The sequence below is a fragment of the Paenibacillus sp. SAFN-117 genome (genome assembly GCF_051966115.1).
Lineage (GTDB): Bacteria > Bacillota > Bacilli > Paenibacillales > NBRC-103111 > Paenibacillus_L > Paenibacillus_L residui.
Genome location: NZ_JBQCLK010000039.1, coordinates 43,718 through 57,932, shown reverse-complemented (window position 1 = coordinate 57,932; position 14,215 = coordinate 43,718). Strand labels below are relative to the sequence as shown.

General features: G+C 53.7%; 11 protein-coding genes. 5 read left to right on the top strand and 6 right to left on the bottom strand.

The window, feature by feature from the left end:
- Positions 1 to 680: 680 nt before the first annotated feature.
- On the bottom strand, positions 681 to 1,541 hold the full coding sequence (locus ACTHRH_RS21640) for a GNAT family N-acetyltransferase (RefSeq protein WP_440417616.1): 861 nt from the start codon (positions 1,539 to 1,541) through the stop codon (positions 681 to 683).
- Between the two features lie 918 nt (positions 1,542 to 2,459).
- Here ACTHRH_RS21640 and fni point away from each other — a divergent pair.
- Positions 2,460 to 3,506, top strand: a complete 1,047-nt coding sequence (fni, locus tag ACTHRH_RS21635; protein WP_144936946.1) for a type 2 isopentenyl-diphosphate Delta-isomerase — start codon at positions 2,460 to 2,462, stop codon at positions 3,504 to 3,506.
- 244 nt (positions 3,507 to 3,750) lie between these two features.
- Here the strand turns inward: fni and ACTHRH_RS21630 are convergent, their stop codons facing one another.
- The 3 genes from ACTHRH_RS21630 to trhA form a co-directional block, all read right to left on the bottom strand.
- Positions 3,751 to 4,827 carry an undecaprenyldiphospho-muramoylpentapeptide beta-N-acetylglucosaminyltransferase gene (locus ACTHRH_RS21630; protein WP_304505323.1) on the bottom strand — a complete coding sequence of 359 codons (1,077 nt, stop codon included), beginning with the start codon at positions 4,825 to 4,827 and terminating at the stop codon, positions 3,751 to 3,753.
- A gap of 213 nt (positions 4,828 to 5,040) precedes the next feature.
- Positions 5,041 to 5,757 (bottom strand): PIG-L deacetylase family protein, encoded by a 717-nt coding sequence (locus tag ACTHRH_RS21625; RefSeq protein WP_144936951.1) that lies wholly within the window; start codon positions 5,755 to 5,757, stop codon positions 5,041 to 5,043.
- A 146-nt stretch (positions 5,758 to 5,903) separates the two neighbouring features.
- Entirely contained in the window at positions 5,904 to 6,527 is a 624-nt protein-coding gene (gene trhA, locus ACTHRH_RS21620) for a PAQR family membrane homeostasis protein TrhA (protein WP_144936954.1), read from the bottom strand.
- Positions 6,528 to 6,794: 267 nt separating this feature from the next.
- Between trhA and ACTHRH_RS21615 the strand changes: the two genes are divergently transcribed.
- Complete coding sequence (locus ACTHRH_RS21615) at positions 6,795 to 7,862, top strand: acyltransferase (protein ID WP_440417613.1); 1,068 nt, start codon at positions 6,795 to 6,797, stop codon at positions 7,860 to 7,862.
- A gap of 156 nt (positions 7,863 to 8,018) precedes the next feature.
- The gene (gene yyaC / locus ACTHRH_RS21610) at positions 8,019 to 8,579 is read left to right on the top strand and encodes a spore protease YyaC (RefSeq protein WP_150960068.1); all 561 of its coding nucleotides are present in this window, start codon (positions 8,019 to 8,021) and stop codon (positions 8,577 to 8,579) included.
- Between the two features lie 70 nt (positions 8,580 to 8,649).
- Here yyaC and ACTHRH_RS21605 read toward each other — a convergent pair whose 3' ends face one another.
- Positions 8,650 to 9,321 carry an SOS response-associated peptidase gene (locus ACTHRH_RS21605; protein WP_150960067.1) on the bottom strand — a complete coding sequence of 224 codons (672 nt, stop codon included), beginning with the start codon at positions 9,319 to 9,321 and terminating at the stop codon, positions 8,650 to 8,652.
- Positions 9,322 to 10,063: 742 nt separating this feature from the next.
- On the opposite strand from ACTHRH_RS21605, the gene ACTHRH_RS21600 reads away from it, so the two are divergent.
- Complete coding sequence (locus ACTHRH_RS21600) at positions 10,064 to 10,354, top strand: hypothetical protein (RefSeq protein WP_144936966.1); 291 nt, start codon at positions 10,064 to 10,066, stop codon at positions 10,352 to 10,354.
- Between the two features lie 74 nt (positions 10,355 to 10,428).
- Here the strand turns inward: ACTHRH_RS21600 and ACTHRH_RS21595 are convergent, their stop codons facing one another.
- Complete coding sequence (locus ACTHRH_RS21595) at positions 10,429 to 11,967, bottom strand: NAD(P)H-hydrate dehydratase (protein ID WP_440417610.1); 1,539 nt, start codon at positions 11,965 to 11,967, stop codon at positions 10,429 to 10,431.
- A 720-nt stretch (positions 11,968 to 12,687) separates the two neighbouring features.
- Here ACTHRH_RS21595 and fabV point away from each other — a divergent pair.
- Positions 12,688 to 13,884, top strand: a complete 1,197-nt coding sequence (fabV, locus tag ACTHRH_RS21590) for an enoyl-ACP reductase FabV (RefSeq protein WP_144936973.1) — start codon at positions 12,688 to 12,690, stop codon at positions 13,882 to 13,884.
- Positions 13,885 to 14,215 lie beyond the last annotated feature (331 nt).

Genomic DNA, 14,215 nt, shown 5'->3' with positions numbered 1-14,215 from the left:
GTCTGAAGCGGGGAAGGCAGACGAGTCTCCCCCGCATTTGGGTAATATCCCCTTCGCTCAGTTTGATGGAATGGGCTACAAGGTGCACTCAGGGAGATAGTAGGAGATGAAGGTCTGAAGCGGGGAAGGCAGACGAGTCTCCCCCGCATTTGGGTAATATCCCCTTCGCTCAGTTTGATGGAATGGGCTGCTAGGTGCACTCAGGGAGATAGTAGGAGATGAAGGCCTGAAGCGAGGAAGGCAGACGAATCTCCCCCGCATTTGGGCAATATCCCCTTCGCTCAGTTTGGTGGAATGGGCTGCTGGGAGCACTCAGGTTAATGTAAGCCTATGAAGACGTGGGTTTGGAACCGGGAAGGTGATGTTCGGCAACATCGTGAATAAAGTGACAAAGACCTGCGAAAGTGCAGGTCTTTTCAACGCTTTTAGCTTAAATCAGCCAAAGACGCGCAAATGTGCAGGTGAATTTGGCCATTTGGCCTGATTTTCAGGTTTTTGCGGCAAAAGACCTGCACTTTCGCTCGTCTTTTCCGGGATTTATCCGATTCCCGATAAAAGACCTGCACTTTCGCTTGTCTTTTGATGCATGGAATCAACGGTTCCAGGAAAACGAACATTTAGCAGAGTGTTGTTAGGCCAAAACCGGGTATATTCCCAGGGGCCTCGCTCCTTATCTATAGCTAGATAAAACGGTATAGGATGGAATCCTGTATCGGCTTGTAGCCGATAGTTTGGTAGATTTTGTTGGAGGTGTTGTTTGCCAGATCGGTATACAAGGTGCAGAAGCGGTAGCCTCGATCAAGCAGAAGCTGGCTGAGGGAAGCGACACAAGATGTGGCGTAGCCTTTGCCCCTGAACTCTGCAGGAGTATAGACCATATTGATGGTGACGCCACTGGCTGTCGGTCTCGCCATCATGGCCATGGAGACGGCTTTCTTGTCCTCCCACAGATAGAGGGAGCGTTCCTCCACACCGTTCCGTGCTTTGGCCAAAGCCTGTTCATGGGAAATAAGCTCTCCCACTTCCTTGGCAAACTGATACAGCCATTCCGCGGTTAGATGAATATCTTCCGCCGTCGCGACTCTTAACTGACCCGGGCTGTAGTCCATGTCGAGGACCCGGTCGAGGCGGTAAATGCGCTGATTCATGACCACCTCGGATGAGCACTGGGTGTTCCGTTCCCAAGCCCGAATGAATTCGGCAGCAAGAACCGGATCGCCTACCGGATCGCCTATCACTCCCGGCACGCTTATGTTCATGGCCATCACGCTGTTCGCCGCGAACAGGAGCGCTTCCTTCCCAAGCTTGGGAGGCTTGCCTGCTAGAATCAGCCCTTTAGGCGGGGTCATAAGCACTATAAGGATAGGTTCATCCCCCTCTTTCACCGCGGCCATGACCGGTTCGCCTTCCATTCTCCTCTTTCCCTCAGCAAGGGAGTGCAGAATTCCAAGGGCGAGGCTGTTCTCGGCTTCGTGCCGCTCCAGGAAAGCCCCCACCTGCTCCAAAAATTGCCTTGGATCGTTATAGATGTGCCATTTCATCGCTATCACATCCCGCTTTCTTCTTATTATTAGAGGCGAGGCGAACTAAGCTGCAGATAGACTATATCTCATTATTAAAGCAATCTCTGATTCGCTAAGGTTAAACGATTTTTTTCACTCCATGGTTGACTGATTTAGTAAAAAGAATAGGTGGTCAAAAGGGAATCTTGGCTCCTCCTCGTCCAGCCGGTTCAGGACCGGAAGCGCAAAGTAATGGGGAGAGCCCCTTTCGAATCATACATCCATCCATTAAAAAATCACGATAATTGCAAGGCTCCGGGTCATTTGGCGAATGTGCCCGGTCATTTTTTTCCAGACTTTTTTAACTATCATAGCTTCTGCATGCCAAAAGTCAATAAAGAATTTCAACAAAAGAGGCGACTTTGTTACCCGCCTCTGCACAGTTTTTGGTCTAAGGGACTTCAGAGACCTTAATCGGTCCAGAAGGGCCCTCCGGCAGCTTTACCGGACTCAGATAACCTTATTCTCATAAAAAGCAGGGGGAAAGAAGAGAAATCTATGAAATAAACGCATCGGTGTCCGTTAGCCTAACAGAACAGCCCACTTTGACAAAAATAAGGCCTCTCCTGTCCGTCAGTTTCATTGCGGCTGTATAACGGTTGAACTTTGGCTAGCACCATTCTCCTACCGTCCACCTGTCCGCACTTATTCGGGCCCCTCGATATGTTCGTACGAATCACCCGAAAGGACCTGCTACTCACCTACGAACAGCCTATGAACCATGGGCAATATGCTGCGAAAAGCCTGCATAAATAGAGACAAAGCGGCGCGATTGCGGAGGAAGCTTCAAAGAGATGAAGCTTTCTTACTGCAAATAGGGTAAACTAGAACCATGGACAACGCAGATTGGCCGGCATTTAGGGCCGGCTTGGCGTAAATTTTGCCGGAGGGATAGGAATGAGTAGACATGGGGGCAGACAGACAGAGCAGAGAAAAGCGGAGCATATCGACATTTGTTTGAACCGGGATGTGGCGGGCCAAGGGATCAGCACGGGACTGGAAGCTTATCGGTTTCGTCACAGTGCGCTTCCGGAAATCGATTTTGCGGAGATTCGGCTGAATTCCTCCTTCCTCGGAAAACAACTGGAGGCGCCGCTAATGATCAGCTCGATGACCGGCGGAACGAAGGAAGCGGCGGATATCAACCGGCGGATAGCGGAAGCTGCGGAAAGCAGAGGCTGGGCGATGGGGCTCGGTTCGGTACGCGCAGCGATCGAACACCCGGAGCTTGCCGCCACTTTTCGGGTGCGCGATGTAGCGCCGTCGATTCCCGTCCTGGCCAATCTGGGAGCGGTTCAGCTCAATTACGGCTATGGCGTTGACCATTGCCGCCGTGCGGTGGAGCTGTCCGGGGCCGATGGCTTGGTGCTTCATCTCAATAGCATGCAGGAGCTGTTTCAGCCTGAAGGAAATACAAATTTTAAAGGGCTGCTGAAGAAGATAGAACAGGTCTGCCGTGAACTGAAAGTGCCGGTCGGTGTGAAAGAGGTCGGCTGGGGCATTCGCGGCGATCTCGCCCAGGCTCTGTCCGAAGCGGGAGTCTCGTTCATCGATGTGGCGGGTGCGGGAGGAACCTCCTGGAGCCAGGTGGAACGATACCGCTCCAGGGACCCGATCCGGTCGGAAGCCGCGGCCGCCTTCGCCGGGTGGGGGCTGCCTACGGCAGCATGCATCCGGGAGGTGCGGTCCCGGCTGCCGGAGGCCGTCTTGATTGGGAGCGGCGGCCTGGCGAACGGGGTGGATGCCGCCAAGGCATTGGCCCTTGGAGCAGATATAGCGGCCTTCGGCCGATCGGTGCTGGCTTCGGCCGTTCAGTCCGCCGAATCGCTGAACCGGCTGTTCGAACGGATCGAATTCGAGCTGAAGGCTGTCCTGTTCGGAACGGGAGCCGCCACGGTCCGGGAATTGAAGGAGAGCAGCCCGTTGGAAAGCGTGTATGCTTGACGGATGCGGGGTCCGTTTGAAAGGCCTGCGCAACTGCGGGATCAGGCAACGGATCCCTACCGCCAAAAAAGCCGGCATTCCTTGAGGGAATACCGGCTTTTTGTCTATTATGCACGGGCAGCCGCCTGTCCTTCAATGACGGGTTTGATAGGCTGCGTACGCCTGTCTTTCGCTAACGTTGGTAGGCCGTCGAAGCGGAAGGATCGATGCTGTCGATGGCTCCGATGCTCCCGATGGCTCCAGATCACTTTCGTTTTTTGGCGTGCTTTTCAATTAATTCGACGATGCGTTCCACGCTGTTTTGCACGGAGCTTTCTTTCATAGCGGCAATGTAGCGGTTCCTTCCGTCGTACAGCCCGTTAACCGCCTGGAGCAGCGTATCCGGGGTTAAATCCTCTTCAAGCAGCACTTGGCTGAAGCCGCTTTTGGCGAAGGATTGGGCATTGATGATTTGGTCCCCCCGGCTGGCTTGCTTCGACAGCGGAATGAGCAGCATCGGTTTCTTCAGCGCCAGAAATTCGAAGATCGAATTGGAGCCGGAACGGGAGACGACCAGGTCTGCCATAGCCATAATATGAGGCAGCTCGGCCTGAATGTATTCAAACTGCTTGTAGCCTTTAACGCTTCGTCCCGCATCGACCATTCCCTTGCCGCAAATATGAACGATCTGATAGCGTTCGAGCAGCCGGTCGAGTGTGGCCCGGACCGTTTCATTGATGATTTGGGAACCGAGGCTTCCTCCCATCACCATGAGCACCGGCTTGCCGGCCGTGAATCCGCAGAGCCTTCTGCCTTCGTCGGCCTTCCCCTGGAACAGCTCTCTCCGGATCGGAGGCCCGGTATGAATGGCCTTATCCCCGTTGAAGTGTCGCAGGCTCTCTGGGAAAGTGACGCACACTTTGGCGGCGAAAGGGGTGGACAGCTTATTGGCGAGCCCCGGGGTCATGTCGGATTCGTGAATGATGACCGGAATCCGGTTCAGCCAGCTCCCGAGCACAACGGGAACGGAGACAAAGCCTCCCTTGGAGAAAACGATTTGCGGCTTTATTTTTCTCAAAATCCGGTAAGCCTTCAGGACTCCCTGCATGACATGAAACGGGTCTTTCAAATTTTTCAAATCCAAATATCTTCTCAGCTTTCCGGAAGGAATGGCGTGGTAAGGGATATCCCCCAGGTTTTCTATAATTTGCTTCTCTATTCCCGCTTTGGAGCCTATGTACTCTACGGCCCATCCTTTTTCCCGCAAGCTTTGAATAATGGCCAGGTTGGGGGTAACATGACCCGCCGATCCCCCGCCGGTAAACACAATTTTATTGTTCAGCATGATCGCCTCCGTTGGTATCTGTCATCCACAGGCTCTTCGGTTTGTATATAAATAACGGCAGGCTAGGATTCACCGTTCTGCAAGAGCAGTCACCTGTTCTCAAAAGTTACATTAGAAACGTCATCTTGGCGCGAGAACCGCCCAATGACGCGCTGCGAAATCGCCCCGGAAACATCCGGAGCCACAGGCCGGCCGATTTCGGTCATTGTGCTACGCCTTCTCCAGCAAGCCTTCCGTGAAATAAGACTCTCGCTTGACCGGCCATTCCGCTCCTCTTTCCCAAGCGAGCACGAAAGCTTCATAACGCATTTCCTTAGGAACGGAAGAGAATGAAGCCAGATCGCCAAATACGCGGTTGATCGATGCCATCTGGGTCTCGTGGGCTTGCAGCGCTTTAGCTTTGATCGGCCAATCCGTGGAAGTGTCCAGCATAAGGGTGGGCTTGTGCCCTGCTTGAAGCAGAGCTTCGCTGGCATAATAGTAGAGCTTCTGAACCTTGGGGCAGCGCCCGCTCAGGACGGCTTCCTTGACTGCAAAATGGACGGCCACATGATCCGGATGCCCGTAAATTCCGTCCTCGGGGAAGGTCACCACGATCTCGGCCTGTTCCCTGTTCAGAAAGTCGGCGACATCCTCCACAAGCTGTGAAAGAGGGACATCCTTCAACGTACCGTCACCATAATCCAGTTGGCAGACGGTGGCAATTCCGAGAATATCGGCGGCATTCCTCAGCTCCTGCTTGCGTCTTGCGGCCAGCTCCGCTTTAGTCAATGGAGCAAATCTACCGGCTTTGCCGGCGTCCCCCGGAGTGAAGGTTTGCAGCACGAAGCGGTCCTTGCGGCGGCCTATTTCGAGAATGGCCGAGGATGCGCCGAATGCTTCGTCGTCAGGATGGGCAAGCACTCCGGCAATGGTCGTTCCTGTCATCGCTTAATCCTCCTAATGGGCTGTTTTGCCAGACTGAGGGCGGGATTCCCGCACTTTCATCCATTATACCTCTATCCGCGCAGCCGGCACCATAACCATTTTGCAAAGCGTGCCCCTTACCGGTTTGCCGCAGGAAGCAAAACATGCTATACATAGTAGTAAATCGAAATAAAATGGGACAGGCTGCCCGCCAGAACGAAAAGATGCCAAATGGCATGCTGGTAAGGGACCGTTTTAAGGATATAGAAGACCGACCCCAATGTATAGAAGATTCCGCCGGCGACAAGCCAGGACATTCCGGCAGCCGGCAGCCTTTCGGACAATGGCCCTATGACGATCACAATCATCCAGCCCATGCATAAGTAGAATTGGGTGGAGATTTTGGCAAATCTCGCGGGATGGAACAGCTTCAGGCTAATTCCGAACAGGGCGAGACTCCAGATGAAAATGAACATGGCCCAGCCCATCCATCCCTTTAAAGTGACCAGCATATAGGGAGTATTGGTTCCTGCAATGAGCAAAAAAATAGCGGTATGGTCCAGAGTCAGAAGCCGCTTCTTCCAATCTTCTCTCTGAATCCCGTGCATCAGTGTGGAAGATAGATAGAGCAGGACCAGGGAGAAGCCATAGATGCCGAAGCTGATTAGGCGCTCGATTTGCTGACCGTTCTGCGGATGACTGATGAGCAGCAGAAGAGCGGCGATGCTCAGAACCGCGCCGATCCCGTGAGTAATCGTGTTCGCAGCTTCTTCTCTCCAAGTAGTGTCCATAAGAACAAGCCTCCTTAGCCCGTTGCGTTATTCTATAGAATTACAATATGGGCGGGAGCGGAAAATGGTCACTCGGCGGACAAGGCTTTTAATAAGATCGATCCTGTCTAAAGCGGGCTGCTTAAGGAAATTTCATATAAGGTTCATCCATGGCAATGTCCGTCACTTTATTGGCTGTCCACGTCATCGGCATGTTGATAGAGAAGGGAGGCCACAAGCCCCTCAGGGCGTGATGGGTTAAGAAAATGAGAGAGGAGCAACTTCCGGGTGGCATCAAATAAACCGAGAATTAAAGAATTGGAAATCGTGAGGGCTTTCGCCATCATGGCTGTTCTCATGATCCACAGCACCTCGGAGGCAACAGTGGATATCCCGCTGGGGAGCCGGTCCCAGGTTATCTATTTGGTTATTAACAAGCTGAGCAATTTTGCGGTGCCGGTGTTTGTCATTCTAAGTGCCATCGTTCTGTTCTACCGTTATTACGACTCGTGGAACGTCCGGGAGGCGCTGGCTTTTTACCGCAAAAGAATCCAATATATCGTTGTGCCGTATTTGCTGTGGTCGTTTTTTTATTACGTCTATAATCAATGGCTGCCAACTAAAGACTGGTCTGCGGTGACGATCGATTGGCTGCAGTTCGCGGATAAGCTGAGGTGGGCGGAAACTGGCTATCATCTTTATTTCATCATTTTGATTCTGCAATTTTATCTGCTGTTTCCATTGCTGATGACGGCTGTGAAATATTGGAGATGGTTCAGGAAATATTGGGTCGTTATCGCCTTCTTGTTTCAAACGGCGTTCTATATTTATCATGACTGGGTTCACTCGTTCGAGCATCCGGCGACTTTATTCGGCACTTACATCGGTTTGTTCGCGGCGGGCGGGGCTATCGGCATGAATTATGACCGGTTCCGCAATGCTTCCAAGCATATTTGGTGGGTGCTGGGAAGCGGCATTCTGTCCGGGTATACGTTCGCCCTGCTCTTCGTTCTGAGGCAGAATGATATTGATTTCGGGCCGCCGGCGATGGAATTTTTCTTCAATGTGTATGCGATGACTATGGCGGTCAGCCTTCTGTGGATCGGCGTCCGGCTGCTGGAGGACCTGCCCGGGTTATCCACGCTGTTAATGTCCATGGGAGCGGCTTCCTTCGGCATTTATTTCGTGCATCCGGCCTTGCTGTCCTACTGGAGATATCAATTCGTCTTTCCGGGAGACTCGGCCGCCTATCAATGGTCCACGCTCGGCGCGGCGGTCATGACGTTCACCGTTCCATGGCTGCTGGTCGTGCTCCTTAAGAAATGGAAAATCTCATGGATATGGTTCGGAAAATAAGGCGGACACCTAAGCTCGAGGCCTGCAAATTTGCAGGCTTTCGGTTTTTCGGCCCGCGCGCGAAGCGGTTAACCGAGCTTTTTAAACGATTTTAGACAAAATTAGGGACAGCCTCTTAATGGCTTCAACTTAAAGGAATGGAGGGAATAAGGCGGGATGAAGCATCCGTTTGAACGTAAAAATATCCGCGGAGAGCGGCTGGTGGAGTTCCTTCGCGCTATCGGCGAGGAAGGGGTGAAGACAGAGGACCTTTATTTTCTGTGTATCGGTACGGACCGCTCCTCCGGTGATGCCTTCGGTCCGCTGGTCGGAAGCTGGCTGCGCGAGGCCGGTTACCGGAATGTGACCGGGACATTGGATTGGCCCTGTGATGCCGATACGATGGAGGAGCATCTGCAGGAAATTCCTGCGGGCAAAATCGTGCTCGCCCTCGATGCATGCCTCGGGAGGGAGGCTTCCTCCGTCGGGCTGTTCCAAGTGGCCGCGGAGCCGATAGAGCCCGGCAAGTCCATGGGCCATACCTTGCCGAAGGTCGGGCATTTCAGCATTGCCGCAATCGTCAATCGCAACGAAGGCCAGCCTTATCGCGTGCTCCAGACGACTTCGCTCTATTTGGTCATGACGATGGCACGGGAGCTGGTTCAGGCGGTGCAGACTGCCTTCCCATTGGAAGCCGCGCCCGGAATTACCCGACCTCTCCGCTTCCGGGAACGATGAGACGCTAGGCCGTACAAAGCCTGGTGAGAGAGGTGAAATAAGCGCAAACCAGCTCTTCGGATGGCGGTTGTTATTTCCATACCTCGATACAGTCCGGGTCATCATTGGCCACCTGTCCGACACGGGGATTAACCGGGTAAACGGTCATTTGCTCGGCCGGATAAGGTACAAGCAGCTCCGATAGAATGCGGGGATCGCTCACATTACGGTCCAGCCAAAGCGCTTCGTTCTGAGGATCGAGAATCGCCGGCATCCGGTTATGGATGGGAAGGACCAGCTCGTTGGGCGGGGTGGTGATGATCGTACAGGTGCTGATCTTGTTGCCTTCCGGTGAGATCCAGGTATCGTATAATCCGGCCATGGCAAATATCTTCCTGTCCTTGCGCATTATCCGCATAGGCTGCTTGTCCCCATTTTCTGTTTTCTTCCATTCATAGAAGCTGTCGGCGGGGATCAGACACCGTTTCCGTTGGAAAGCTCCTCGGAAGGAGGGCTTCTCCTGCAAGGTTTCCGCTTTGGCGTTGATCGTTTTGAAGCCGATTTTCTCATCCTTCGCCCAGGAAGGAATCAGTCCCCAGCGAAGCGTCCCGATTCTGCGCCGGCCCTGATGCTCAATGATGGCATGGACGGCTTGTCCCGGAGCCACGTTATATCTGGGCAAATATTCATAGGGCAGAGGCTCTATGCCAAATCGCCCGAAAATTTCCTCAAGCAAGACGGTAATGGTGTATCTGCCACACATGTTCCATCCCTCCTCTTCATATACTTTTTTACCACATTAGAAAGTTAAAGTTCAATAAAGCATTAAAATGGAACAACTTTCTAATTGGCATAAAAAGCAACCTCTAATACCGGGTTATTCATCTTTGGTTCAGGTGCTCCCCGCAAAGTACCCGGAATAAGCTTCGAAGGTCACACGTCACTTTGTGGGGTTTTTACAGGGCTTCGTCAGGAGCTTTTTTTACCACAACCGCTCCCGGATAAAAAAGCTGTTCCCATCAAATAACCGAAAAAGACGTCGGATAATTTTAATTTGTGTTTTACAAAATTCGCGTTCATTTTTAACGGGAAAAGATTAAACTGTAGGTCACGGCGCACTCTGACCCGTTCACCTTTAATAAGATTGCAGTAAATTCCATTAAATGCCAATCACCAACTGCTAATTCCCAACTAACTATATACGGAAACGAGTGCCATCTTTCGCCCAATATAAGGCAAGACGCCTTTCCTTTAACCAAATTCACTTAAATGGAACCAGTGGCCCCAATAGCCTCAATAGCCCCAATAGCACTTCAACCGGGCGACCTGCGAAAATTGTAAAAAAACAGGCGATTGGAGAGCTTTGCTGCATTTTAATTCGCCATCCCTTTCGGGGTGGGAATCAAACCATCATTACACGGCCGCCCTGCCGCGAAAAATTGGACAGCGAATTACTCACTGTCGTCTTAAATAGTTGTAACATGCAAAAGAAGGAGGATGACTCCATGCCGGAAATTAATCATTTTCACTTGGCTACGGATAAAGGAGAAATTTATTGCTGTCTGCGCAATCGTGTGGTGGTGTTGGATGAAGACCACCGTTCCCGATTCTGCAGCAGCTGCAAGATGTATAACGGGGATGCAGGAGGGAAAGGGGTGGAATGCGTATGGAATGACCAGCGGGACGTAAGTGATCCCCATTTGGTGACGGATCCTTACAAGGAATGGGTGGAGAATCAGAAACGCAAAGATTCCGCCTTTCCGTCAACGAACCCCTCCTCCTTCGCCACGATATAAGGGGGAGGGATGCTGCGGCGAGCCGTACGATGGGGCCCTCCCTGTCTGGGAGCCCCATCGGAAGGTGGGCCGGCTCACAAGCAGCGGAGCAGGTCGCCGGCGAGAATCGATGCCGGAGCCGACCGCTCCGCCGCGGCGCGATCCCCGGCCGCGCCATGCAGCCATACGCCGAACGCCGCCGCTTGCTCGGCCGTGAGGCGCTGCGCGAGCAGGCCGGCAATGACGCCGGCGAGCACGTCGCCCGTGCCACCGGTGGCCATCCCCGGGTTGCCGGTCGTGTTCACGTACACGACCCCATCCGGGGTGGCGACGACGGTGCGGGCGCCCTTGAGCACGAGCGTGACGCCGTGCTCCTCCGCGTAGCGGCGCGCGAGGCCGATGCGGTCGCGCTGCACCTCTGCGGTGCTGAGCCCCGTCAGCCGGGCCATTTCGCCCGGGTGGGGCGTCAGCACCGTAGCGGCCTCGCGCTTGCGCCAGGACGCGAAATCGGGCGCATCGGCGAGCATGTTGAGCGCGTCGGCGTCGAGCAGCAGCGGGCATTGCGCGCCTTCCCAGATGGCGCGCAGCCACTGCACGTCGTCGCCGTAGCGCCCCATGCCCGGGCCGATCGCCAGTGCGTCGCGCCCTTCGGCCAGCGACAGCACCTGCTCGGCGGACACCTCGGCCCAATCGCCGTGGCCGGCGTCAGGCAGGCCGGCGAGCATGGCCTCGGGGAGGCGTCCGAGCAGGTGCTGCACGAGGCTGGCCGGCATCGCCCACGTGGCGAGCCCGCACCCCGCGCGCAGCGCCGCGTTCGCGCACAGCAGGCCGGCACCGGCCATGCGCAGGCTGCCGGCGGCGATGAGCACATGGCCGAAGGTGCCCTTGTGCGAGTCTTCCGGCCGGCCGCGCCGAGGGTCAAGCGCCAGCCGCTCGGACAGGGTCCGCTCGTCCAGGAGCAGCGTGCGAATGCCCTGCTCTTCGGCTAAGCGGACGGGGATGCCGATAGAGCGCACGACAACCCGGCCTGCCGCGCCGGTCCCCGGAGGCTGGGCAAGCCCCCGCTTGAGGAAGGCCAGCGCAACGGTCCGCACTGCGCAGATGCAGGGGTCATGAGTCATCCCTGTATCCGCATCGAGCCCGCTCGGGATGTCGACAGCAACAATCGGCAGCCCGCTGGCGTTGGCTTCCCGGATGAGTCCGGCGTAGGGCTCTCGGGGAGCTCCGCGCGTTCCGGTTCCCAGCAGCGCGTCGATGACGCCGTCGTAGACCTCCCAGCGAATTTCTCCCGGTTTGTAATTGAACATCGGAATGCCCAGCTCGCCGATAATTTCATGCTGAACCGCCATATCTGCGGAGGAGAGTCCTGCGGGTTCGGCGAGGGCTATGTCTATGTCAAGGCCTGACTCAATCAGATGTCTGGCCGCGACGAGGCCGTCGCCGCCGTTATTCCCTTTGCCGGCCAGTACAAGCCAGCGCTGGCGCCGCTTGGCTGCCGATTCGCGGCTCACGGCGAGCACTTCCTCAGCGACTGCCCGGCCGGCATTTTCCATCAGCACAAGCGCGGGAAGTCCGATATGTTGAATGGTATGCCCGTCTAATCGGCGCATTTCTTCAGAAGTTACGACATACATCGCGGAGCTCTCCTTTATTCTATCGTCCATGGGTTGATTTACAGCTGAACAAAAATAGTATAACGGAAATGGACAGCAAGTACTATTCTTGGATCTATTTTACGTTTCCGACCCTTACATATTCATCAGACTCTTGCCGAGAATCAAAGAAAGGCAAAGAAAAATGCAGCCCGGAGGCTGCATTTCAATTAGCTGCAGTGATGTCTTTTTCTCTTTAATACTACCGTGTTGGAAGTCTTCAGCTTAATATGGAATCCGTTATCCAGAAGACACTCGATAGCACGGACAGCAGAACGCCCTTTTTTCAAGAAACGCCCACAAGGCCGCGAGGAACCAATGACGCAGACGCCTGTAATGATCGCTACACCTCTTACGCATCTAAAAGTGATCGTGACGACATCAGGTCTGAGATGACTCATATCTATCACCTCACTTTCTATGAAGTTACTATTAGTAAATGCAAGGAAGGGACAATCGGAAACGGGCAAACATGGACATGGGGAGAAATTCCGCTGGAAACAGGCGGTACGAACGACCGGATGCGATTAGAACGGCCTTGTATACTGGTAAAAGGGGGGCAATTGGACAACCGGGGCGAGAGTTATGGTAAAATAATAGACGGCGTTTTCTTCCCGCTTTCAGTCAAGGGGAGAGGCATGATAGAATAGGAAACATATTCTGGTGATTACGAATGATGCGAAAAGAAGGAGAGTTTCTCATATGGTGATTAAACCGAAGTTCAGAGGATTTATTTGTACCACCGCCCATCCGGCCGGCTGCGCTCATCATGTTCGGCAGCAAATCGAGTATGTGAAGAGCCAGAAGCCGGTTCAGGGACCCAAGAACGTTCTTGTGATCGGGGCTTCTACAGGATACGGGCTGGCTTCCCGGATTACGGCCACCTTCGGATCGGGAGCCAAGACCATAGGCGTATTCTTCGAACGGCCGGCGGCCAATAACCGGACGGCGACCGCCGGGTGGTACAATACGGCCGCTTTCGAGCAGGCTGCCTCCGAAGCAGGCTATTATGCCAAGAGCATTAACGGGGATGCCTTCTCCAACGAGATCAAGAGGCAAACCATCGATCTGATCAAACAGGATTTGGGTCAGGTGGATCTGGTCGTTTACAGTCTGGCCTCACCTAGACGTGTAGATCCTGAGACCGGGGAAGTATATTCGTCGGTGATCAAACCGGTTGGGGAGCCTTTTTCCAACAAAACGGTGGATTTCCATAGCGCGGCAGTTACCGATGTCACGATCGAACCGGCAAGCGAGCAGGAGATTGAGCATACGATCAAGGTCATGGGGGGCGAAGATTGGGAACTGTGGATGAACGCTTTGCAAGAAGCCGGCGTGCTGGCGGAAGGAGCGGTAACGGTCGCATACTCCTATATCGGACCGGAAATTACCCATTCGATCTACAAAGCCGGAACGATCGGGCTGGCGAAGGATCATCTGGAGGCTTCCGCGGGCAGAATCCGCGAGCAGCTTCAAGCTTTGGGGGGCCGGGCATACATTTCCGTCAATAAGGCGCTGGTCACTCAATCCAGTTCGGCTATTCCGGTTGTTCCTCTTTACATATCTTTGCTGTATAAGGTTATGAAAGAGAAGAATTTACACGAAGGCTGCATAGAACAAATGTATCGCTTGTTTGCCGAAAGGCTTTATTACGAATCTACTTCGGTGGATGACCGGGGACGCATCCGTATAGACGATTGGGAAATGCGGGAGGATGTACAGGAAGCCGTTCTTGCTCTGTGGAATCAGGTCGATTCGGATAACATCCGGTCGATATCCGATATTGAAGGCTTCCGGGTCGAATTTTTCAATCTGTTCGGGTTTGAATTCCCGGAAATTTCGTATGAGGATGAAGTGGAAGCCGAAGTGTCGATACCCAGTATCGCGGTTGCGGAGTAAGCCGTAGCCTGTCGGGGTCATTATGGCCCAGGGACAACTCAATAAGACCCGTTTCCTGACGAGTATGGGGAGCGGGTCTTTATTTGGCATCTATGGGGAGAAAGTGCAATGAATGTTAGCTAATAAGTCTATATATTCCTCTATTAGCTGAGATGAGTCTGTAACGCTATGGCTATAACTATCTATGGCTATAGCTATGAGCTCCTAATGATGTCCGAAAAACTTGTTTTTTTGCCGTTCGTAAAGGGTCTTTTAAACTCTTTCGGTCTCTCGGCGTTCTTTCGACTGTTATCCCTATCGCTCAGGTTACCTGTCCTTTGCTTTAGCTTCC